The sequence below is a fragment of the Cupriavidus basilensis genome (genome assembly GCF_000832305.1).
GTDB classification, from domain to species: domain Bacteria; phylum Pseudomonadota; class Gammaproteobacteria; order Burkholderiales; family Burkholderiaceae; genus Cupriavidus; species Cupriavidus basilensis_F.
Genome location: NZ_CP010537.1, coordinates 2,273,409 through 2,292,087 on the forward strand (window position 1 = coordinate 2,273,409; position 18,679 = coordinate 2,292,087).

Here is an 18,679-nt window from a genome sequence, read left to right on the forward strand (position 1 = left end):
TCCTGGCTCCCCTGCATGCTTCTCGTCGAAATCTCGCTGGATCCTAGCACGCGCAGGGTTCTTCATTCGCATGAGCACCGCTGTATCCCCGACACAAAGTGCCAATTGTCATTTTTTGCAAAATTGCCAAATAACCCCACCACCGGGGGGAGTGCCGCCTACATCTCTTCCTGTAACCTGCATGCCCAGCGTGGTCAGGGACGCGAAAACCCGCTGTATCTACAGATAATAATGAAAGGGAAAACCAATGAATATTAGAGGGGAATCCAGGTCGGGGATGAATCGCCGCACCCTGTTCACGCCCGCAGTTGCAGCGATCACGCTTGCCGTATTGAGTGCGTGTGGCGGAGGCGGAGACGGCAGCACGGCGGCGAGCCAGGCCGGCAAGGTAACGCTGCAAGGCACGGCAGCCAGCGGCGCCTTTATGGCCAATGCCCTGGTCACCGTCTATGACGCCGACGGAAAAGTCGTGGGCAGCAACACGGCGGATGGCAGTGGCCATTTTGAATTCGATGTCACCGCTTTCCGCGCACCGTTTGCAGTTGTCGCAACGGGCAGCAGCGGCGGCGACCAGCTGACCTATGTCTCGGTGCTGGCGACCAAGCCAACCAATGGCTCCGCCACCGTCAACGTGACGCCGCTGACGACCGCCGTGGCAGCGCTGCTGGTTGGTGGCAACCCCCTGGACCTGACGAAATCGTCGGTGCTTGGCAGCAAGGCAAGCAGTGCCCAGGTGCAGCAAATCGTCAGCTTGCTGCGCTCCGTGCTTGCCAATGTCACGCGCGATGCGGGGCTGGACCCCGCCGCCTTCGATCCGATTTCCACGCCGCTCAGCAAGCAGGGGGAAGGCGCCGATAGCGTTCTCGACGTCATCCGGGTCACGCTGACAACGAGCGGCGCAAAGCTGACGAGCACCGGCTCCGTGATCACCGGCAACAATGCCGCGCACGAAGTCATCCTGACGGCGGACTCGCTGGCATCGCCTCCGCCCGCATTGCCCAAGCCCGAAGTCAAGACCAATGCAGCAACGTTTGAAGGCATCCGTGCTGCCCTTCAGGCCTGCTTTGCGCTGGACCCCACCGCCCGCGCGGATGGCACCAGCGTGCTTGGCGCTTGCAGCACCGCATTGTCGAGCGATTACCTGAACAACAGCTACACCGCTCGCGACGACCTGTTCGCCCTGCTGGCTGCGAGCGACATGAAGGGCGCGAAGTTCGAGGCGCCAGTTGTCCTGTTCAATTCGACCAATGCGCAGAATCAGGCGACCGCGCTAGTACGCCTGCCCTTCATTCGCGCCGACAAGTCCACCGACCACATCACACGCATTGTCACCAATCGCGCGCCCGCCGGCTGGCAGTTGACGGGCAACCAGCGCAGCTACGAAGCTGCGGTCACGCGGCGAATCAGCAAGGTCACCGAGTTGAATCCGCTATCGGCGCAGGGAATCGTATCGCGCTATGAGAGTTCGCTGCGTTTTCTGTTCAACCCCGCCCGGGGCGCAGGTACGAATGTGCAACTGGTACGGGTGACGGGCCCGGGATTGCCGGCTGCGGGCATTACCCTCTCGCGCTCGCGCGTTTGCGGCAGCTACAGCAATCTGGTAGTACAAAATCTGGCCGGATCGCTGACCTACGCCACAGACGACCCTGTGATGCCCAACCAGATCATCGGCAACAGCGGGCAATCGAGCAGCACTGTGGTCCTGGCGGCCACGGCAATCGATAGCAACCAGGCAGTGAAGTGGGGCGGGCTATCCAGCGGCGGCAACACGTACCTGCCTGCAGCCCTGTCGGACTCCGCCATCGAGAACCTTCCGGCCTATGGCCGCTACAAGTTCGAGGTGTGGAACCGCAACCTCGACACCAGCTACAAAACCAGCCTGGCAGCGGCTGACGATTCGTTCTACGTGACTACGTCGGGCAGCGTGCTCACGCCGTCGGTACTGGCACGGCAGACCTGGAACAGCATCGATGCAGGCAGCCTGGACTTTGTCACCACGGGGGGCAGCAAGACTGCGGCGCAGTCCGGCACGCAGATCAGCTGGACGCAAAACGCAGAGCCTGTCGACCGCGCCCTGGCGTTTGGCGCCCTGCAGAGTGCAGTGCCACTGCCCGAGCGCGTACTGATTCAGGGATTGCCTGTCGCGCGGTCCGCTCGCAGCGATACGGTCAGTGCAACCAATTCGGCATCCAGCGCGCTGACGTCCTGCAGCACCGCCGTGTTCCCGGCATTTGGCCTGGCGGGCGACCAGCGCACTGTCGAAATCCGATCCACGACTGCGGACGACACGCAGAAGTTCGTGCGTATTGTTGGTACAGTGCGGTAACGGAAATGCTATCGCCGTTGATAATGGTCAGCGGCGATTACGCATGGATGGAAAAAGGCCGGCGCTTGCCGGCCTTTTTCATCACGAATGAGCCGGATATCTCCATCTCGGCATCGGCAATTCATCGCCATTTCCACCGCTATTTTCGATCGCTATTTCGATCGCGCAAAAGCAAAACCCCCCAGTACTTTCGTACTGGGGGGTTTCAAGGGAGAGCCTGGCGATTACCTACTTTCACACGGGTATCCGCACTATCATCGGCGTGGAGTCGTTTCACGGTCCTGTTCGGGATGGGAAGGGGTGGTTCCAACTCGCTATGGTCACCAGGCATAAACGGTGGCCGCGCTGAGGGTTGCTCAACGCAGCGAATAGGGATGTAGTAAGGGGTTGTGCGTATCGGCCAAGCTGCTGCGCAGCGGCACGCGACACTCACACCAGGTAGAAACACACTGGTTATAGGATCAAGCCTTACGGGCAATTAGTACTGGTTAGCTTAACGCATTACTGCGCTTCCACACCCAGCCTATCAACGTCCTGGTCTCGAACGACCCTTCAAGGAGCTCAAGGCTCCAGGGAATCCTCATCTTCAGGCGAGTTTCCCGCTTAGATGCTTTCAGCGGTTATCTCTTCCGTACATAGCTACCCTGCGATGCCTCTGGCGAGACAACAGGTACACCAGCGGTACGTCCACTCCGGTCCTCTCGTACTAGGAGCAGCCCCCGTCAAGATTCCAACGCCCACGGCAGATAGGGACCAAACTGTCTCACGACGTTTTAAACCCAGCTCACGTACCTCTTTAAATGGCGAACAGCCATACCCTTGGGACCGGCTACAGCCCCAGGATGAGATGAGCCGACATCGAGGTGCCAAACACCGCCGTCGATATGAACTCTTGGGCGGTATCAGCCTGTTATCCCCAGAGTACCTTTTATCCGTTGAGCGATGGCCCTTCCATTCAGAACCACCGGATCACTATGTCCTGCTTTCGCACCTGCTCGACTTGTCGGTCTCGCAGTTAAGCACGCTTTTGCCATTGCACTTTAGGTACGATGTCCGACCGTACCAAGCGTACCTTCGAACTCCTCCGTTACACTTTGGGAGGAGACCGCCCCAGTCAAACTGCCTACCATGCACTGTCCCCGATCCGGATTCACGGACCAAGGTTAGAACCTCAAACAAACCAGGGTGGTATTTCAAGGACGGCTCCACGCAGACTAGCGTCCACGCTTCAAAGCCTCCCACCTATCCTACACAGATCGGTTCAAAGTCCAATGCAAAGCTACAGTAAAGGTTCATGGGGTCTTTCCGTCTAGCCGCGGGGAGATTGCATCATCACAAACACTTCAACTTCGCTGAGTCTCGGGAGGAGACAGTGTGGCCATCGTTACGCCATTCGTGCAGGTCGGAACTTACCCGACAAGGAATTTCGCTACCTTAGGACCGTTATAGTTACGGCCGCCGTTTACCGGGACTTCAATCAAGAGCTTGCACCCCATCATTTAATCTTCCGGCACCGGGCAGGCGTCACACCCTATACGTCCACTTTCGTGTTTGCAGAGTGCTGTGTTTTTATTAAACAGTCGCAGCCACCATTTTATTGCAACCCCTTCACCCTCCTGGCGCAGGCCAGTCAAGCTACAAGGGCGTACCTTATCCCGAAGTTACGGTACCAATTTGCCGAGTTCCTTCTCCCGAGTTCTCTCAAGCGCCTTAGAATACTCATCTCGCCCACCTGTGTCGGTTTGCGGTACGGTCTCGTATGACTGAAGCTTAGAGGCTTTTCTTGGAACCACTTCCAATTGCTTCGCAGCACTAGGCCGCTCGCCCCGCATCCTTGAATTCCGCGCCCGGATTTGCCTAAGCGCCTTCTCCAATGCAGGGACCGGGACTTCCAACACCCGGACAACCTTCCGCGATCCGTCCCCCCATCGCATCATACGACGGTGCAGGAATATTAACCTGCTTCCCATCAGCTACGCATCTCTGCCTCGCCTTAGGGGCCGACTCACCCTACGCCGATGAACGTTGCGTAGGAAACCTTGGGCTTACGGCGAGGGGGCTTTTCACCCCCTTTATCGCTACTCATGTCAGCATTCGCACTTCTGATACCTCCAGCATCCTTTACAAGACACCTTCACAGGCTTACAGAACGCTCTCCTACCATGCACTTACGTGCATCCGCAGCTTCGGTGACTGGCTTAGCCCCGTTACATCTTCCGCGCAGGACGACTCGATCAGTGAGCTATTACGCTTTCTTTAAAGGATGGCTGCTTCTAAGCCAACCTCCTGACTGTTTTAGCCTTCCCACTTCGTTTCCCACTTAGCCAATCTTAGGGACCTTAGCTGGCGGTCTGGGTTGTTTCCCTCTTGACACCGGACGTTAGCACCCGATGTCTGTCTCCCGTGATTGCACTCTTCGGTATTCGGAGTTTGCTATGGCGGGGTAATCAGCAATAGACCCCCCAACCATGACAGTGCTCTACCCCCGAAGGTGAGACACGAGGCACTACCTAAATAGTTTTCGGAGAGAACCAGCTATTTCCAGACTTGTTTAGCCTTTCACCCCTATCCACAGCTCATCCCCTAACTTTTCAACGTTAGTGGGTTCGGTCCTCCAGTACGTGTTACCGCACCTTCAACCTGGCCATGGATAGATCGTCTGGTTTCGGGTCTACACCCAGCGACTGAACGCCCTATTCGGACTCGCTTTCGCTACGCCTTCCCTAATCGGTTAAGCTTGCCACTGAATGTAAGTCGCTGACCCATTATACAAAAGGTACGCCGTCACCCGTTTCCAGGCTCCGACTGTTTGTATGCATGCGGTTTCAGGATCTATTTCACTCCCCTCCCGGGGTTCTTTTCGCCTTTCCCTCACGGTACTGGTTCACTATCGGTCGATCACGAGTATTTAGCCTTGGAGGATGGTCCCCCCATCTTCAGACAGGATTTCACGTGTCCCGCCCTACTTGTCGTACACCTAGTTCCACAACGCTGTTTTCGCATACAGGGCTATCACCTGCTATGGCCGGGCTTTCCATCCCGTTCTGCTAACAATGCTGCTAAAGAGTACAAGGCTCTTCCCATTTCGTTCGCCACTACTCTGGGAATCTCGGTTGATTTCTGTTCCTGCAGCTACTTAGATGTTTCAGTTCGCCGCGTTCGCTTCCCTGACCTATGTATTCAGTCAGGGATGACCCATAAGGGCCGGGTTTCCCCATTCGGACATCTCCGGATCAAAGCTTGTTTGCCAGCTCCCCGAAGCTTTTCGCAGGCTACCGCGTCCTTCATCGCCTGTGATCGCCAAGGCATCCACCACATGCACTTGTTCGCTTGACCCTATAACGAGTGTGTCTCAAACTTGCGTTCAAGCCGTGCTCGCTACAGGATGAGTTCTCGCATTTGTGCCGTATTCCAAGTCATCTTTCGATCACTTAAATACATTTCGGTTGATACAATCACAACCCGGTATCGTGTTTTACTACAGCGTCTCATCAACGCTCACGACACCTTTACTACATCCCATATTTTTAAAGAACAGCCGACTGAGACTGGGTCTCATGTCGTCTTGGCAAAGCCAAATGCAAACGCTCAATGCTAAGCGCTTGCATTTGACCATGCTACGCAAGACACGCACCGCGCATCCTGGCTCTAACAACCAACAAACCGATAAGTGTGAACGCTCGACTTGAGATGCACGCTCTGAAAGGAGGTGATCCAGCCGCACCTTCCGATACGGCTACCTTGTTACGACTTCACCCCAGTCATGAACCCTGCCGTGGTAATCGCCCCCCTTACGGTTAGGCTAACTACTTCTGGCAAAACCCACTCCCATGGTGTGACGGGCGGTGTGTACAAGACCCGGGAACGTATTCACCGCGGCATGCTGATCCGCGATTACTAGCGATTCCAGCTTCACGTAGTCGAGTTGCAGACTACGATCCGGACTACGATGCGTTTTCTGGGATTAGCTCCCCCTCGCGGGTTGGCAACCCTCTGTACGCACCATTGTATGACGTGTGAAGCCCTACCCATAAGGGCCATGAGGACTTGACGTCATCCCCACCTTCCTCCGGTTTGTCACCGGCAGTCTCTCTAGAGTGCTCTTGCGTAGCAACTAAAGACAAGGGTTGCGCTCGTTGCGGGACTTAACCCAACATCTCACGACACGAGCTGACGACAGCCATGCAGCACCTGTGTCCACTTTCTCTTTCGAGCACCTAATGCATCTCTGCTTCGTTAGTGGCATGTCAAGGGTAGGTAAGGTTTTTCGCGTTGCATCGAATTAATCCACATCATCCACCGCTTGTGCGGGTCCCCGTCAATTCCTTTGAGTTTTAATCTTGCGACCGTACTCCCCAGGCGGTCAACTTCACGCGTTAGCTACGTTACTGAAGAAATGAATCCCCAACAACTAGTTGACATCGTTTAGGGCGTGGACTACCAGGGTATCTAATCCTGTTTGCTCCCCACGCTTTCGTGCATGAGCGTCAGTGACGTCCCAGGGGGCTGCCTTCGCCATCGGTATTCCTCCACATCTCTACGCATTTCACTGCTACACGTGGAATTCTACCCCCCTCTGACATACTCTAGCCTTGCAGTCACAAGCGCCATTCCCAAGTTGAGCTCGGGGATTTCACGCCTGTCTTACAAAACCGCCTGCGCACGCTTTACGCCCAGTAATTCCGATTAACGCTCGCACCCTACGTATTACCGCGGCTGCTGGCACGTAGTTAGCCGGTGCTTATTCTTCCGGTACCGTCATCCCCCCGCTGTATTAGAGCAAGGGATTTCTTTCCGGACAAAAGTGCTTTACAACCCGAAGGCCTTCTTCACACACGCGGCATTGCTGGATCAGGGTTGCCCCCATTGTCCAAAATTCCCCACTGCTGCCTCCCGTAGGAGTCTGGGCCGTGTCTCAGTCCCAGTGTGGCTGATCGTCCTCTCAGACCAGCTACTGATCGTCGCCTTGGTGGGCCTTTACCCCACCAACTAGCTAATCAGACATCGGCCGCTCCTATCGCGCGAGGCCTTGCGGTCCCCCGCTTTCACCCTCAGGTCGTATGCGGTATTAGCTAATCTTTCGACTAGTTATCCCCCACGACAGGGCACGTTCCGATGTATTACTCACCCGTTCGCCACTCGCCACCAGGATTGCTCCCGTGCTGCCGTTCGACTTGCATGTGTAAGGCATGCCGCCAGCGTTCAATCTGAGCCAGGATCAAACTCTTCAGTTTAATACCTGTGTGGTTCCGAAGAACCTCGCTCTTTCGAGCGGTCGCTCACTCTCAGAAAACTGACTGGTTACATCCGAAGACATAACCAACATGTTTTACTGTGCGAGCACTTTATAACTTGTAAGCTAAAAGACCGAAGTCTTCCGCATCCGCTATCAAGCGCCCACACTTATCGGTTGTTTGTTTGTTAAAGAACTTTCCGCGATTCGCTTTGCTTACCGCGTCGCTGCGTTTGCTGCAGCAGAGAAACGAGACTATAAAGAACTTTCTACGTTTCGTCAAACACTTTTAATCTTTTGCTGCTTCAGCAAGCTTTGCTATTTTTGCTCTGCCCGCCCTTGCCGCTAACCCCACAACCCTTGCCCCGCCTGCTTTGCAGCGCGTTGTTCGTGTTGCGAGGGGGCGAATACTAAAGGGTCCAGACCAGCCTGACAAGCCCCTTTCGAGAAATATTATGAGCGCCTTTTCGATCACTCTTTGTGGCGCAATTTCGGGAACAGTCCAGGCACAAACAAAAAAATGGCCTGACGCGCTTAACGCGCCAGGCCATTTTTTGTGCTTCTTTTACTGCTCAAATAAGTGGTGCGGCTGGCAGGATTCGAACCCACGACCCCTTGGTTCGTAGCCAAGTACTCTATCCAACTGAGCTACAGCCGCACGCGAAGACGGCATTCTAGCGCAGTGAGAAAAAAATGCAAGCCCCCCCCCCTTTTTTGCCTGCCGGTCATGGCTACCAGCGATAGCGCGCGCCCAGCGTGCCCCCAGGATTGCGCCCGGCTTTCAGCTTGACCCAGAGCTTGACGCCCCCGTTCGTGCTGCCGTGCGCGCCAAGGTTGACGGAGAGTAGCCCGCGCAGCATGTCGGGATCGATGCGGGTGCCATTGATGTTGATCACCTGCTTGTGGTCCTGCCAAAGATCCGCCTCGACAAAGGGGTACACCCCGCCGACGCCGGTTAGCCGGGTCGGCTGCGTCCGGTAGACTCGCACCACCACCTCCGCGGCGCTTGCATCCGCAGGCTGCCCGGAGAGAAAACCGGTTGCATTCTTATCGAGGCCGGGCTGATAGGCGAGTTGCAAGCGCGACTGTATCGTCAGGCCTCCGCTGCGCGGCAATACGGTATCCAGCGCGAGTGCCATGCTTTGTATCCGGCCGCCAACGACGCCGGTGGCCGAAGTGGCATCGTCCAGCCGCAGGAAGAACTCGGCGTGTCGCGGCCGGCTGGCGGGTTCGGCATAACCCGGATCGCGCAAGGCCGCCGAGAGCCCGGGGGCATCATTATCCGCGCTGGGCAGAGCCGATGCAGCGGAAGTACTGCCGGCCCAGGAGGACCACTTGCCAATCGACGCGACCAGCGGTGCCTGCACATCGCCACCACTGGCTGGCGCCGCCGGCGACGGGGATTCACCTGCAAGCTGCGCAAAGGAATCGGGTTCGAGCTGGTCCCAGCCGAGACCAGCCTTGCTGCCGGAGGGACGCTCTTCGGCCTGCGCCAGGGAGGCCACCAGCATCGCAAGGATCGAGCAGCAACAAAGCCGGTAAGGATGGGGGTGGGGATGGGCGCCGTATGCGCAAAACCCGGTCCCTGCCGTGCCTGCACCGCCCTGCGTCACGCTCGCAGATGACACACCCCTGGCCATGACTGCAACCCCTGGCTGAAATGAACCATGTCGACTCTGTTTGAGCATAGGTCAAACAAAGCGCAAGCGTTAGGGGTCGGGCGCGCCTTGCGTGGGGCGCCGCACAGGGCCGCCTGGCGAGCGGCCGGATCGTGCCGGCCGCTGCCACATTGCTATGCAAACCAGAGGCGCTCCGCTAGGATCGCGGCTGCCCGCCGGGACGCAGGACGAAAGCTCGGCGAGCCAGCCTTAGCGGTGCAAGAAGAAGCGAATCAACGGAAAAGCGGAAGATCCTGATGACCAACGACCCCATTGACAGGCCTGACAATCCTGGCGAGCGCGATGCTTCAAAGATGAAACAGAATGGCGCCGTCGGCAAGTTGCCGATCGCTCCGGTACACAACGTCCTGCGTGACACCCGCGAACTGCTGGGCAGCAGCGGCGAGCTCGAAGCCGGGCGCGGCATGATTACCGCCATCCTTGCGCTGGCCCTGGGCGGGCTGAGCCTGCTGGGCGTGATTGCCTTCCATTTCCCGCAATACCTGACCACGCCCGAGCTACGCCACAAGTATTCGGTCGACGTGTTGCGTCACGTGCTGTTTGCCGCGCTGCTGGTGTCCGGCGGCATGTCGCTGAGCAACCTGGTGCTGGGCCGCAAGCGCAGCCTGAACGCCGCGGCATTCGCACTGGTAGCGCTGGCGGTGGCGCTGGGCGGCTCACGCGTAGCCGTGGGCGACTTCCCGGACCACACGCCGTACATCGGCCTGGACTGGTTCATCCTCGACCTGCTCGGCTCAACGCTGATCTTCGTCGTGATCGAAAAGATGTTCCCGCTCTATCGCGGGCAGGCCGTATTCCGGCGCGAATGGCAGACCGACCTGGTGCACTTTGCGGTCAACCACTTCATCGTTGGCCTGATCCTGCTGACGGTTAACTTCCTCATTTTCCGCTTGTTCGGCTGGCTGGTGCGCGACAGCGTGCACGCGTTCGTGGGGGGCATTCCCTTCGTGCTGCAACTGCTGCTGTGCATTCTCGCGGCCGACCTGGCGCAGTACTGGACCCACCGCGCGTATCACGAGGTACCCTTCCTGTGGAAATTCCACGCCGTGCACCACAGCACCAAGACCATGGACTGGCTCGCTGGCTCGCGCCAGCACATGCTGGAACTGGTGTTCACGCGCGTGCTGGTGTTGGCGCCGCTCTACGTGCTGGGCTTTAACAAGAGCGTCATCGACGCGTACATCATCATCGTCGGCTTCCAGGCGGTGTTCAACCACGCCAATGTCCACCTGCCGTGGGGCCCGCTGCGCTACCTGGTGGTCACGCCGGATTTCCATCACTGGCACCATGCGTCGGATGACGAGGCGATCGACAAGAACTACGCGGCGCACTATGCCTTTCTCGACTACCTGTTTGGCACCGCGGTGAAATCCGGCAAGCGTTTCCCCGAAAAATACGGCGTGGTCGGCGACTACATGCCGGACGGCTTCGTGCGCCAGCAGCTATTCCCCTTCCGGCCGATGCCGCCGGCGCGCAAGGACGACGAGGCATAAGACGGCCCGGCATACTGGCATGACGTGTGCCAGCCCGGGATCGAAGCCCTGCAGGTCGGCGATATTTTATGCCGGCCGCCGTCCCATCGCGGATCGGGGCGAAACCAGATGGAATGCGTGGAGCGCGAGAAATAGGCCGCCTTGGGCGGCGGCGCCCTGAAATGCGCCGGATGCCGCGCGGGTAGCAACCGCACGAAAGCGCGGCAAAAAAAAAGGCCACTGCATAAGCAGTGGCCTTTTTCATCGAGTCTTGGTGCCCAGAAGAGGACTCGAACCTCCACAGTGTTGCCACCGCTAGGACCTGAACCTAGTGCGTCTACCAATTTCGCCATCTGGGCTTCGTTTTGCTGCCTTGTTGCAGCGCTGCGAAGAACGACATTATGCAGAACACGGAATTCGCTGTCAACTCCTGCCCTGAAATTTCTTTCGCGGCCGCGATCAAGGCTGAAAACAGACATGCCCAGGCCTGTCGTCCAGGTGCAAGGTGGCTGTGGCGGGACGCGTGCTCGCCACCACCTTGCCCGCGCGCAACACCAGCAGACGGGTGGCGCGCAGCCGGATCGCCTCGACCGCGTCGCGTGCCTGCAGCAGCACCAGGTCGGCCCGACAGCCCGGTGCAATGCCATAGCCTTCCAGCCCAAGAATGCGCGCCGGCGTTTCGGTGACGGCAGCAAAGCACGCGCGCATGGCGGCCTGCCCGGTCATCTGCGCCACGTGCAGCCCCATATGCGCCACCTCCAGCATGTCGCCGGAGCCCAGGCTGTACCACGGGTCCATCACGCAATCGTGGCCGAACGCCACCGGCACGCCCGCGGCCAGCAACTCCGGCACGCGGGTCATGCCGCGCCGTTTCGGGTAGCTATCGTGCCGGCCCTGCAGCGTAATGTTGATCAGCGGATTGGCGATGGCCGCCACACCAGACTCCCGAATCAGCGGGATCAGCTTGGAGACGTAGTAGTTGTCCATCGAATGCATCGAGGTCAGGTGCGAGCCCGTCACCCTGCCCTGCAAGCCAAGGCGCACGGTCTGGCTGGCCAGCGTCTCGATATGGCGCGACATCGGGTCGTCGCTTTCGTCGCAATGCATGTCGACCCGCAAGCCTCGCTCACAGGCCAGTTCGCACAGGATACGCACGGACTCCGCGCCATCGGCCATGGTCCGCTCGAAATGCGGGATGCCGCCCACCACGTCCACGCCCATGCCGAGCGCCCGCTTGAGATTGTCGAGCGCGCCCGGCGCGCGCAGCACGCCATCCTGTGGAAAGGCCACCAGTTGCAGGTCGAGGTAAGGCCGGACCTTCTCGCGCACGTGCAGCAGCGCCTCGGTGGCAAGCAGGCGCGGGTCGCACACATCCACGTGTGAACGGATCGCCAGCAGGCCTTTGGCCACCGCCCAGTCGCAATAGGCCAGCGCGCGCTCGACAATGGTGTCCTGCGTCAGCAGCGGCTTGAGTTCACCCCATAGCGCGATGCCTTCGAGCAAGGTGCCGGACTGGTTGATGCGCGGCAGGCCGTAGGACAGCGTCGAGTCCATGTGGAAATGCGCATCGACAAATGGCGGCGTCACCAGTTGTCCCGCGGCATCGACCTCGGCAGCGGCAGGCGCCTTGAGCGCCGGTTCCACCGCCTTGATGCGATCGCCCAGGATGCCGATGTCGATGCCGGTGCGGCCATCGGGGAGCGTGCAGTTGCGTAGGATCAGGTCGAGCATGGTGCGGCCTTTTCGTTATGGTTGCTTGCCTGGAATCAGCGCTCACCCCTGCGATAGGGCTTCATCAGCGCTTGCGGGTAGGCGGCGCGGCGCGCCACCAGCACCAGCGCGAGGATCGACAGCACATACGGCAACATCAGGTAAAGCTGGTAAGGCAGCGGCGGCAAGCCGGGAAGGCTCGCGCCGCTTTGCTGCAAGCGCAACTGCAGCGCGTCGAAGGCGGCGAACAGCAACGCGCCGGCCAGCGCGCGGCCTGGCCGCCACGAAGCAAACACCACCAGCGCCACGCAGATCCAGCCCCGGCCGTTGATCATATTAAAGAAAAATGCGTTGAACGCGGATAGCGTGAGGAACGCGCCGCCCACCGCCATCAGGGCGGACCCCGCCATGATGGCACCGATACGCGTCGCGCCTACGCGAATCCCCTGCCCCTCGGCTGCGGCGGGATTCTCGCCGACCATGCGCACGGCCAGGCCGAGCGGAGTCCGGTAGAGCAGCCAGGCCACCACGGGCACCAGCCCCAGCGCCAGCAGCGTCAATGCGGTCTCCTCACCGAACACCGGGCTGAACATACCGCCTATCAGCGGAACGCCGCCGATCCAGTGCATCGGGGCAAAGGGCGTGATGGTCGGCGGCGTGGACACCGAGGCAAAGCCGAGCCGGTAGGCATAGTAGGAAAGGCTGGTGGCCAGCATGGTCACGCCCAGCCCAGCCACATGCTGGGACAGCGCCAGGCTCACGGTCAGCCAGCCATGCAGTAGCCCGAAGGCCAGCCCGACACCGGCTGCCACCGCCACCCCACCCCATAGCGGCGCACCGTGATAGACCGCCAGCCAGCCACTGAAAGCGCCAGCCACCATGATGCCCTCGATGCCAAGGTTGAGTACGCCGGCACGCTCGCACAGCAGCACGCCCAGCGTGCCGAAGATCAGCGGCGTAGCCACGCGCAGTACGGCGATCCAGAAGGGCGCCGAGGCCACGATATCGAGCAGTTCCATCAGGCCACCTTACCCGGGGCATCGAGGCGGATGCGGTAGCGTGTCAGCATGGTCGCCACCAGCATGGCAAGCAGCGCCACCGCCACGATCACGTCGGCGATGCTGTTGGGCACGCCCGCCGCGCGGCTCATGCCATCCGCCCCCACCAACACCCCGGCCACGAACACCGACGCCGCCACCACGCCAAGCGGATGCAGCCCGGCCAGCATGGCGATGACCACGCCCGCATAGCCATAGCCAGGAGATATATCGAGCGTGAGGTAGCTGGTGCGCCCCGCCACCTCCACCACACCCGCCAGCCCCGCAAGCCCGCCGGACAACAACGCGGCCCACATCGTCACACTGCGCACCGGCATGCCCGCGAAGGCCGCGGCCCGTGCATTGGCGCCTACCGCGCGCATCTGCAGGCCAAACACCGTGAAGCGGTTGACCGCCCACAGCATCACGGCCAGCGCGCAAGCCAGCAACAAGCCGCTGTGCACGCGCGAGCGTTCCACCAGCCTGGCCAGCTCCAGCTCCGGCACTAGCGCCACTGATTGCGGCCAGCCCATCGCGGTGGCGTCTTTCATCGGGCCATCGAGCATCATCGAGACGAACAGCAACACGATGAAATTGGCCAGCAGGGTCGTGACTACCTCATCCACGCCGAGCCGGGTCTTGAGCCACGCGGCCCCAAGCAGCAACATGGCGCCGGCCAGCATGCCTGCCACCACCATCAGGACAAAGAGCAAGCCCATGGGCAGTTGCTGCGCCCAGGGCGCAACCGCGCCATCGACCTGACCGCCAACCGCCACGGCGGCCAGCGCACCGAGATAGAGTTGCCCTTCCGCGCCGATATTGAACAGCCGCGCGCGAAAGGCCACCGCCACCGACAGACCGGTCAGGATCAGCGGCGTGGCGCGCGTGAGCGTTTCCGACCACGCAAAGCGCGAGCCGAAGCCGCCTTCCAGCAGCAGCGCATAGGCACGTCCAACCGGTGCGCCGGCCCAGCGCACCAGCAAGGCGCAGATCAGCAGCGTGGCAAGGATGGCGACGATGGGCGCGGCCAGCATGGCCATGCGCGAAACGCTGGTTCGGGCCTCAAGCCGCATGGAGCACCTCCCCCTTGCCCGCTTGCGCGTGCTGGCCACCGCCCGAGCCGGCCATGGCCAGGCCGAGTTCACCCAGCGTCCACGCCGCCGTAGGCCGGGCTTCGGTCAGATGTCCGGCATGCATCACGGCGATGCGGTCGGCCAGCGCGTGCAGCTCATCCAGGTCCTCGGAGATCAGCAGTACGGCAGCGCCTTCGCGCGCAGCGTCGAGCAGGCGGGCGCGCACATAAGCCACCGCCCCGATATCGAGTCCCCAGGTTGGCTGGCTGGCCACCACCAGCCTTGGCGCGCTGCCTTCGCCGCGCACCGAGAGCGCCCGGCCCAGGATCAGCTTTTGCATATTGCCGCCCGACATGGTTCGCGCCGGCACATCGATGCCGGCGGTGCGCACATCGAAACGCGCGACCAGGTCCCGCGCGAACCGCTGCGCGGCGGCTCGCCGGATGACACCCCAGCGCGAAAAGCGCGGTTCGCTGAGTTGTTCACTAACGGCGTTCTCCCACACGGCAAGATCGCCCACAACGCCGATCGCATGGCGATCCTCCGGCACGCGTGCCACGCCCGCCCCAATCCATGCGCGGGGCTTTGCGGACATCGGCTTGCCTGCCAAGGTGATACGCCCCTCACTAGCCTCCAGCATGCCGCTGGCCAGCTCCGCCAACGCGGCCTGTCCGTTGCCGGAGACACCGGCAATGCCGACGATCTCGCCGGCACGCACCTGCAGGCTGACCTCGCGCAGCAGCGCGCGCCCGTTGGCGGCGCGCGCGCCTACGTGCTCCAGCGCAAGCACGGGTGGCGCCGCGTTGCCATTTGCGCCATCCTCGGCACTCCGCCGCGCCACGCGTTCCGGCATCGCGACCACGCGGCCGACCATCAACTCTGCCAGTTCGGCCTTGGTGGTCTGCGCCGCGGCACACAGCGCCACCAGCTTGCCGCCCCGCAGTACCGCGATGCGGTCGGACACACGCAGCACCTCATCAAGCTTGTGGCTGATAAAAATCACTGACAATCCTTCGGCGATCAGTTGCGCCAGCGTGGAGAACAGCGTCTCGGCCTCGTGCGGCGTCAGGACGGCAGTCGGCTCATCGAGAATCAGCACGCGGGCGCCGCGATACAACGCCTTCACGATCTCCACGCGCTGGCGCTCTCCCACCGACAGTTCGCCGACCCTTGCCTGTGGGCGCACCGCCAGGCCGAAGCGCTCAGCCAGGGCCAGCACCTTGCCGCGCGCGGCGTGCCCGTCCAGGCGCCATTGCCACAGCGGCTGGGTGCCGAGCATGATGTTGTCCAGCACTGAAAGATTGTCGGCTAGCGTGAAATGCTGGTGCACCATGCCGATGCCGGCCGTCAGCGCCGCGCGCGGCTGGCCGGGCGGCAACGGCTGGCCGTCCACCTCCACCGTGCCAGCGTCGGCCACGTAGTGTCCGAACAGGATGCTGACCAGCGTGCTCTTGCCGGCGCCGTTCTCGCCCAGCAAGGCCAGCACCTCCCCGCGCTGCAACTCCAGCGAGATATCGTCGTTGGCCACAAGCGGGCCGAATCGCTTGGTAATACCGGCAAGGCGCAGGATAGGGGTAGGCATGGATGGCTGATGATGGCGTTCAAAGGCGTCGACGGCTTGCTCCCCCAGCCCGAACGCGGGCGAGGGGAGCAAACGCAGCCGGGCACTTCAAGTGGCTCTGGCCACCTCACTGCGACGACTTCGGCTCCGTTTCCACCACCTTGACCGCAAACTTGCCATCGAGGATCGCCCTCTCTTTCGCCTTGACCTTGGTCATCACGTCGGCTGGCACCTTACCGTCGAACGTGCCCAGCGGCGCGAGCTCCGCGCCTTTGAACTTCATCAGCGAATAAGGGCCGTAGTCCTCGCTCTTGAACTGGCCGGCCTTGACCTTGCCGAGCGCGGCGCCCACGGTGGGCTCCATGTTCCACAGCGCCGAGGTCACCACGGTAGCGGGATACTGCGGCTGCGTGTTGATGACATTGCCGATCGCCAGCTTGCCCTTTTCCTTCGCGGCGTCGGATACGCCAAAGCGTTCGGCGTAGAGCACGTCGGCGCCCTTGTCGATCATGGCGAAGGCCGCTTCCTTGGCCTTGGGCGGATCGAACCACGAGCCGATGAAGCTGACCGTGAACTTCACTTTGGGATTGACCTCGCGCGCGCCTTCCATGAAGGCGTGCATCAGCCGGTTGACCTCGGGGATGGCGTAGCCACCGACCATGCCGATATGGTTGGTCTTGGTCATGCCGCCGGCGATCATGCCAGTGAGGTAGGACGGCTCCTGGATGTAGTTGTCGAACACAGAGAAGTTAGGCGCCTGCGGCTTGCCGGAAGAGCCCATCAGGAATGCGGTCTTGGGATAGTCCTTGGCCACCTTGCGCGCGGCCGCCTCGACGGCGAACGATTCGCCCAGGATCAGCGACGAGCCCTGCTCCGCGTACTGGCGCAGCACGCGCTCATAGTCGGCATTGGACACGCTTTCCGAGAACACATAATCGATCTCGCCGCGCGCCTTGGCCTCATTGAGCGCCTTGTGAATGCGCGACACCCATTGCTGCTCGACGGGCACGGTGTATACCGCCGCCACCTTCAGCTTGGCCTGCGCCTGCGCCGGCACGATGCCACCAAGTGCGGCCACGCTGGCGGCAGCCGCCGCGAATTTCAACCAAGACCTGCGCTTACCCTCAAAACTCATGGCTCTCTCCCCTTGTTGACGATAACTCCACGGCCAGGCCAGCCGGTTCCAGCCCGCAACCTCGCAGCAAAAGCCGCACCAGGTGGTCGGTGGCCTGTTCATAATCGCGCTGGCCCAGGTGGCTCACCCCAAGCACGGCGCAAACTTGCGATTCAAAATCGGCATAGGTCTGGGTGGCCGCCCAGATCGTGAAAAACAGGTGCTGCGGATCGACGCTGGCCATCTCGCCGCGCGCGATCCATTCCCGGATCACGCCGGCCTTGCGCGCCACCAGCGCGCGTAGCGCGCCGCTGAGCACGTCGCGGATCTCCGGCGCACCATGCAGCAACTCGTTGGCAAACACGCGCGAGGCATCCGGATGGCTGGCAGACAGCCGCATCTTGGCGCGGATGTACTGCTCCAGTGCCACCTGGGGCCGCTGCTCCGCGCCGATGATGTCGGTCTCGGACAGCCACAGCGCGAGCGTATGCGCCAGCACGGCCCGATAAAGCGCCTGCTTGGTGCGGAAGTAATAATGCAGGTTGGACTTCGGCACGCCGGCGCGCGTGGCGATCTCGTTCATGGTCGCGCCGGCAAACCCGGCCCGGGCGAACACGTACTCGGCCGCGCGCAGGATCAGCGCCTCGTTCTCCTGGCGGATGCGTCCCCCCGCCACCTCCCGCGGCGGCGGAAAGCATGGCGGCGGCGCCGTAGCCGGCGCTCCCATCACTTGGTGCCGTAGAGGCGGTCGCCGGCGTCGCCCAGGCCAGGCACGATGTAGCCGTGCTCGTTGAGTTCCTCGTCAATGGCCGCGGTGACGATGGCTACGTCGGGGTGCGCCGCTCGCAAGGCCATCAAACCCTGCCGCGAAGCGATCAGGCACACGTACTTGAGCGTGCTCACGCCGGCCTCCTTCAAGCGGTTGAGCGCGGCGATGGCGGAGTTGCCGGTAGCCAGCATCGGGTCGACCACGATCACCAGCCGCTCATGGATGTCTTCCGGCATCTTGAAGTAGTACTCGATCGGCTCCAGCGTTTCCGGGTCGCGGTACAGGCCGATATGCCCGACCCGCGCGGCCGGCAGCAAGTCCAGCATGCCATCCAGGAAACCATTGCCGGCCCGCAGGATCGACACCAGGCACAGCTTCTTGCCAGAGAGCACCGGCGACTGCATGGGCGCGATCGGCGTCTTGATGGCGATGGTCTCCATCGCCAGGTCGCGGGTTGCCTCGTAGGTCAGCAACTGGCTGATCTCGCGCACCAGCCGGCGGAAATTGTCGGTGGTGGTGTCTTCGCTGCGGACCAGCGTGACCTTGTGCTGCACGAGCGGGTGATCCACTACCATCACGGACGCAGTGGCGGGCGGTACGGCGGAGAGGTCGGTCATGATGCGCTCCTGGAGGGCGGTAGCGGATAGCACTTGCTGGTTGCTCATGCTGATTGCTGTTTGCTGCGGCGCGGGTCTGGAAAATCCG

10 protein-coding genes, 2 tRNA genes and 3 rRNA genes are annotated in these 18,679 nt (G+C 61.3%); 2 read left to right on the forward strand and 13 right to left on the reverse strand.

The window, feature by feature from the left end; genetic code table 11:
* The first annotated feature begins 277 nt into the window (after positions 1-277).
* Positions 278-2,326 carry a hypothetical protein gene (locus tag RR42_RS30745; RefSeq protein ID WP_173430738.1) on the forward strand — a complete coding sequence of 683 codons (2,049 nt, stop codon included), beginning with the start codon at positions 278-280 and terminating at the stop codon, positions 2,324-2,326.
* A gap of 215 nt (positions 2,327-2,541) precedes the next feature.
* On the opposite strand, the gene rrf is transcribed toward RR42_RS30745, so the two are convergent.
* The 5 genes from rrf to RR42_RS30770 form a co-directional block, all read right to left on the reverse strand.
* Positions 2,542-2,654 (reverse strand): 5S ribosomal RNA (rrf, locus tag RR42_RS30750).
* Between the two features lie 129 nt (positions 2,655-2,783).
* A 23S ribosomal RNA gene (locus RR42_RS30755) occupies positions 2,784-5,662 on the reverse strand.
* A 366-nt stretch (positions 5,663-6,028) separates the two neighbouring features.
* Positions 6,029-7,560: ribosomal RNA gene (locus RR42_RS30760) — 16S ribosomal RNA — on the reverse strand.
* The 16S, 23S and 5S rRNA genes sit together here, the layout of an rRNA operon.
* A gap of 580 nt (positions 7,561-8,140) precedes the next feature.
* Positions 8,141-8,217: transfer RNA gene (locus RR42_RS30765), tRNA-Arg, on the reverse strand.
* A gap of 73 nt (positions 8,218-8,290) precedes the next feature.
* Positions 8,291-9,070, reverse strand: a complete 780-nt coding sequence (locus tag RR42_RS30770; protein WP_043355595.1) for a hypothetical protein — start codon at positions 9,068-9,070, stop codon at positions 8,291-8,293.
* A 461-nt stretch (positions 9,071-9,531) separates the two neighbouring features.
* Here RR42_RS30770 and RR42_RS30775 point away from each other — a divergent pair, with 461 nt between their 5' ends.
* Positions 9,532-10,731, forward strand: coding sequence for a sterol desaturase family protein (locus RR42_RS30775; protein WP_052495288.1), 1,200 nt, complete (start codon positions 9,532-9,534; stop codon positions 10,729-10,731).
* A 251-nt stretch (positions 10,732-10,982) separates the two neighbouring features.
* On the opposite strand, the gene RR42_RS30780 is transcribed toward RR42_RS30775, so the two are convergent.
* The 8 genes from RR42_RS30780 to upp all read right to left on the reverse strand — a co-directional run bounded on the left by RR42_RS30780 (position 10,983) and on the right by upp (position 18,591).
* Positions 10,983-11,069: transfer RNA gene (locus RR42_RS30780), tRNA-Leu, on the reverse strand.
* Between the two features lie 100 nt (positions 11,070-11,169).
* Positions 11,170-12,441 carry an amidohydrolase family protein gene (locus RR42_RS30785; protein WP_043355596.1) on the reverse strand — a complete coding sequence of 424 codons (1,272 nt, stop codon included), beginning with the start codon at positions 12,439-12,441 and terminating at the stop codon, positions 11,170-11,172.
* A gap of 35 nt (positions 12,442-12,476) precedes the next feature.
* Entirely contained in the window at positions 12,477-13,442 is a 966-nt protein-coding gene (locus tag RR42_RS30790) for an ABC transporter permease (protein ID WP_043355597.1), read from the reverse strand.
* On the reverse strand, positions 13,439-14,530 hold the full coding sequence (locus RR42_RS30795; protein WP_043355598.1) for an ABC transporter permease: 1,092 nt from the start codon (positions 14,528-14,530) through the stop codon (positions 13,439-13,441). The genes RR42_RS30790 and RR42_RS30795 overlap by 4 nt, the downstream gene beginning before the upstream one ends.
* Complete coding sequence (locus RR42_RS30800; RefSeq protein ID WP_043355600.1) at positions 14,520-16,112, reverse strand: ABC transporter ATP-binding protein; 1,593 nt, start codon at positions 16,110-16,112, stop codon at positions 14,520-14,522. Before RR42_RS30800 ends, RR42_RS30795 begins: the two co-directional genes overlap by 11 nt.
* 106 nt (positions 16,113-16,218) lie before the next feature.
* Positions 16,219-17,226, reverse strand: a complete 1,008-nt coding sequence (locus RR42_RS30805) for a BMP family protein (protein ID WP_043355602.1) — start codon at positions 17,224-17,226, stop codon at positions 16,219-16,221.
* Entirely contained in the window at positions 17,216-17,932 is a 717-nt protein-coding gene (locus RR42_RS30810) for a TetR/AcrR family transcriptional regulator (protein WP_043355603.1), read from the reverse strand. The genes RR42_RS30805 and RR42_RS30810 overlap by 11 nt, the downstream gene beginning before the upstream one ends.
* Complete coding sequence (gene upp / locus RR42_RS30815; RefSeq protein ID WP_043358238.1) at positions 17,932-18,591, reverse strand: uracil phosphoribosyltransferase; 660 nt, start codon at positions 18,589-18,591, stop codon at positions 17,932-17,934. Before upp ends, RR42_RS30810 begins: the two co-directional genes overlap by 1 nt.
* Positions 18,592-18,679: the final 88 nt, after the last annotated feature.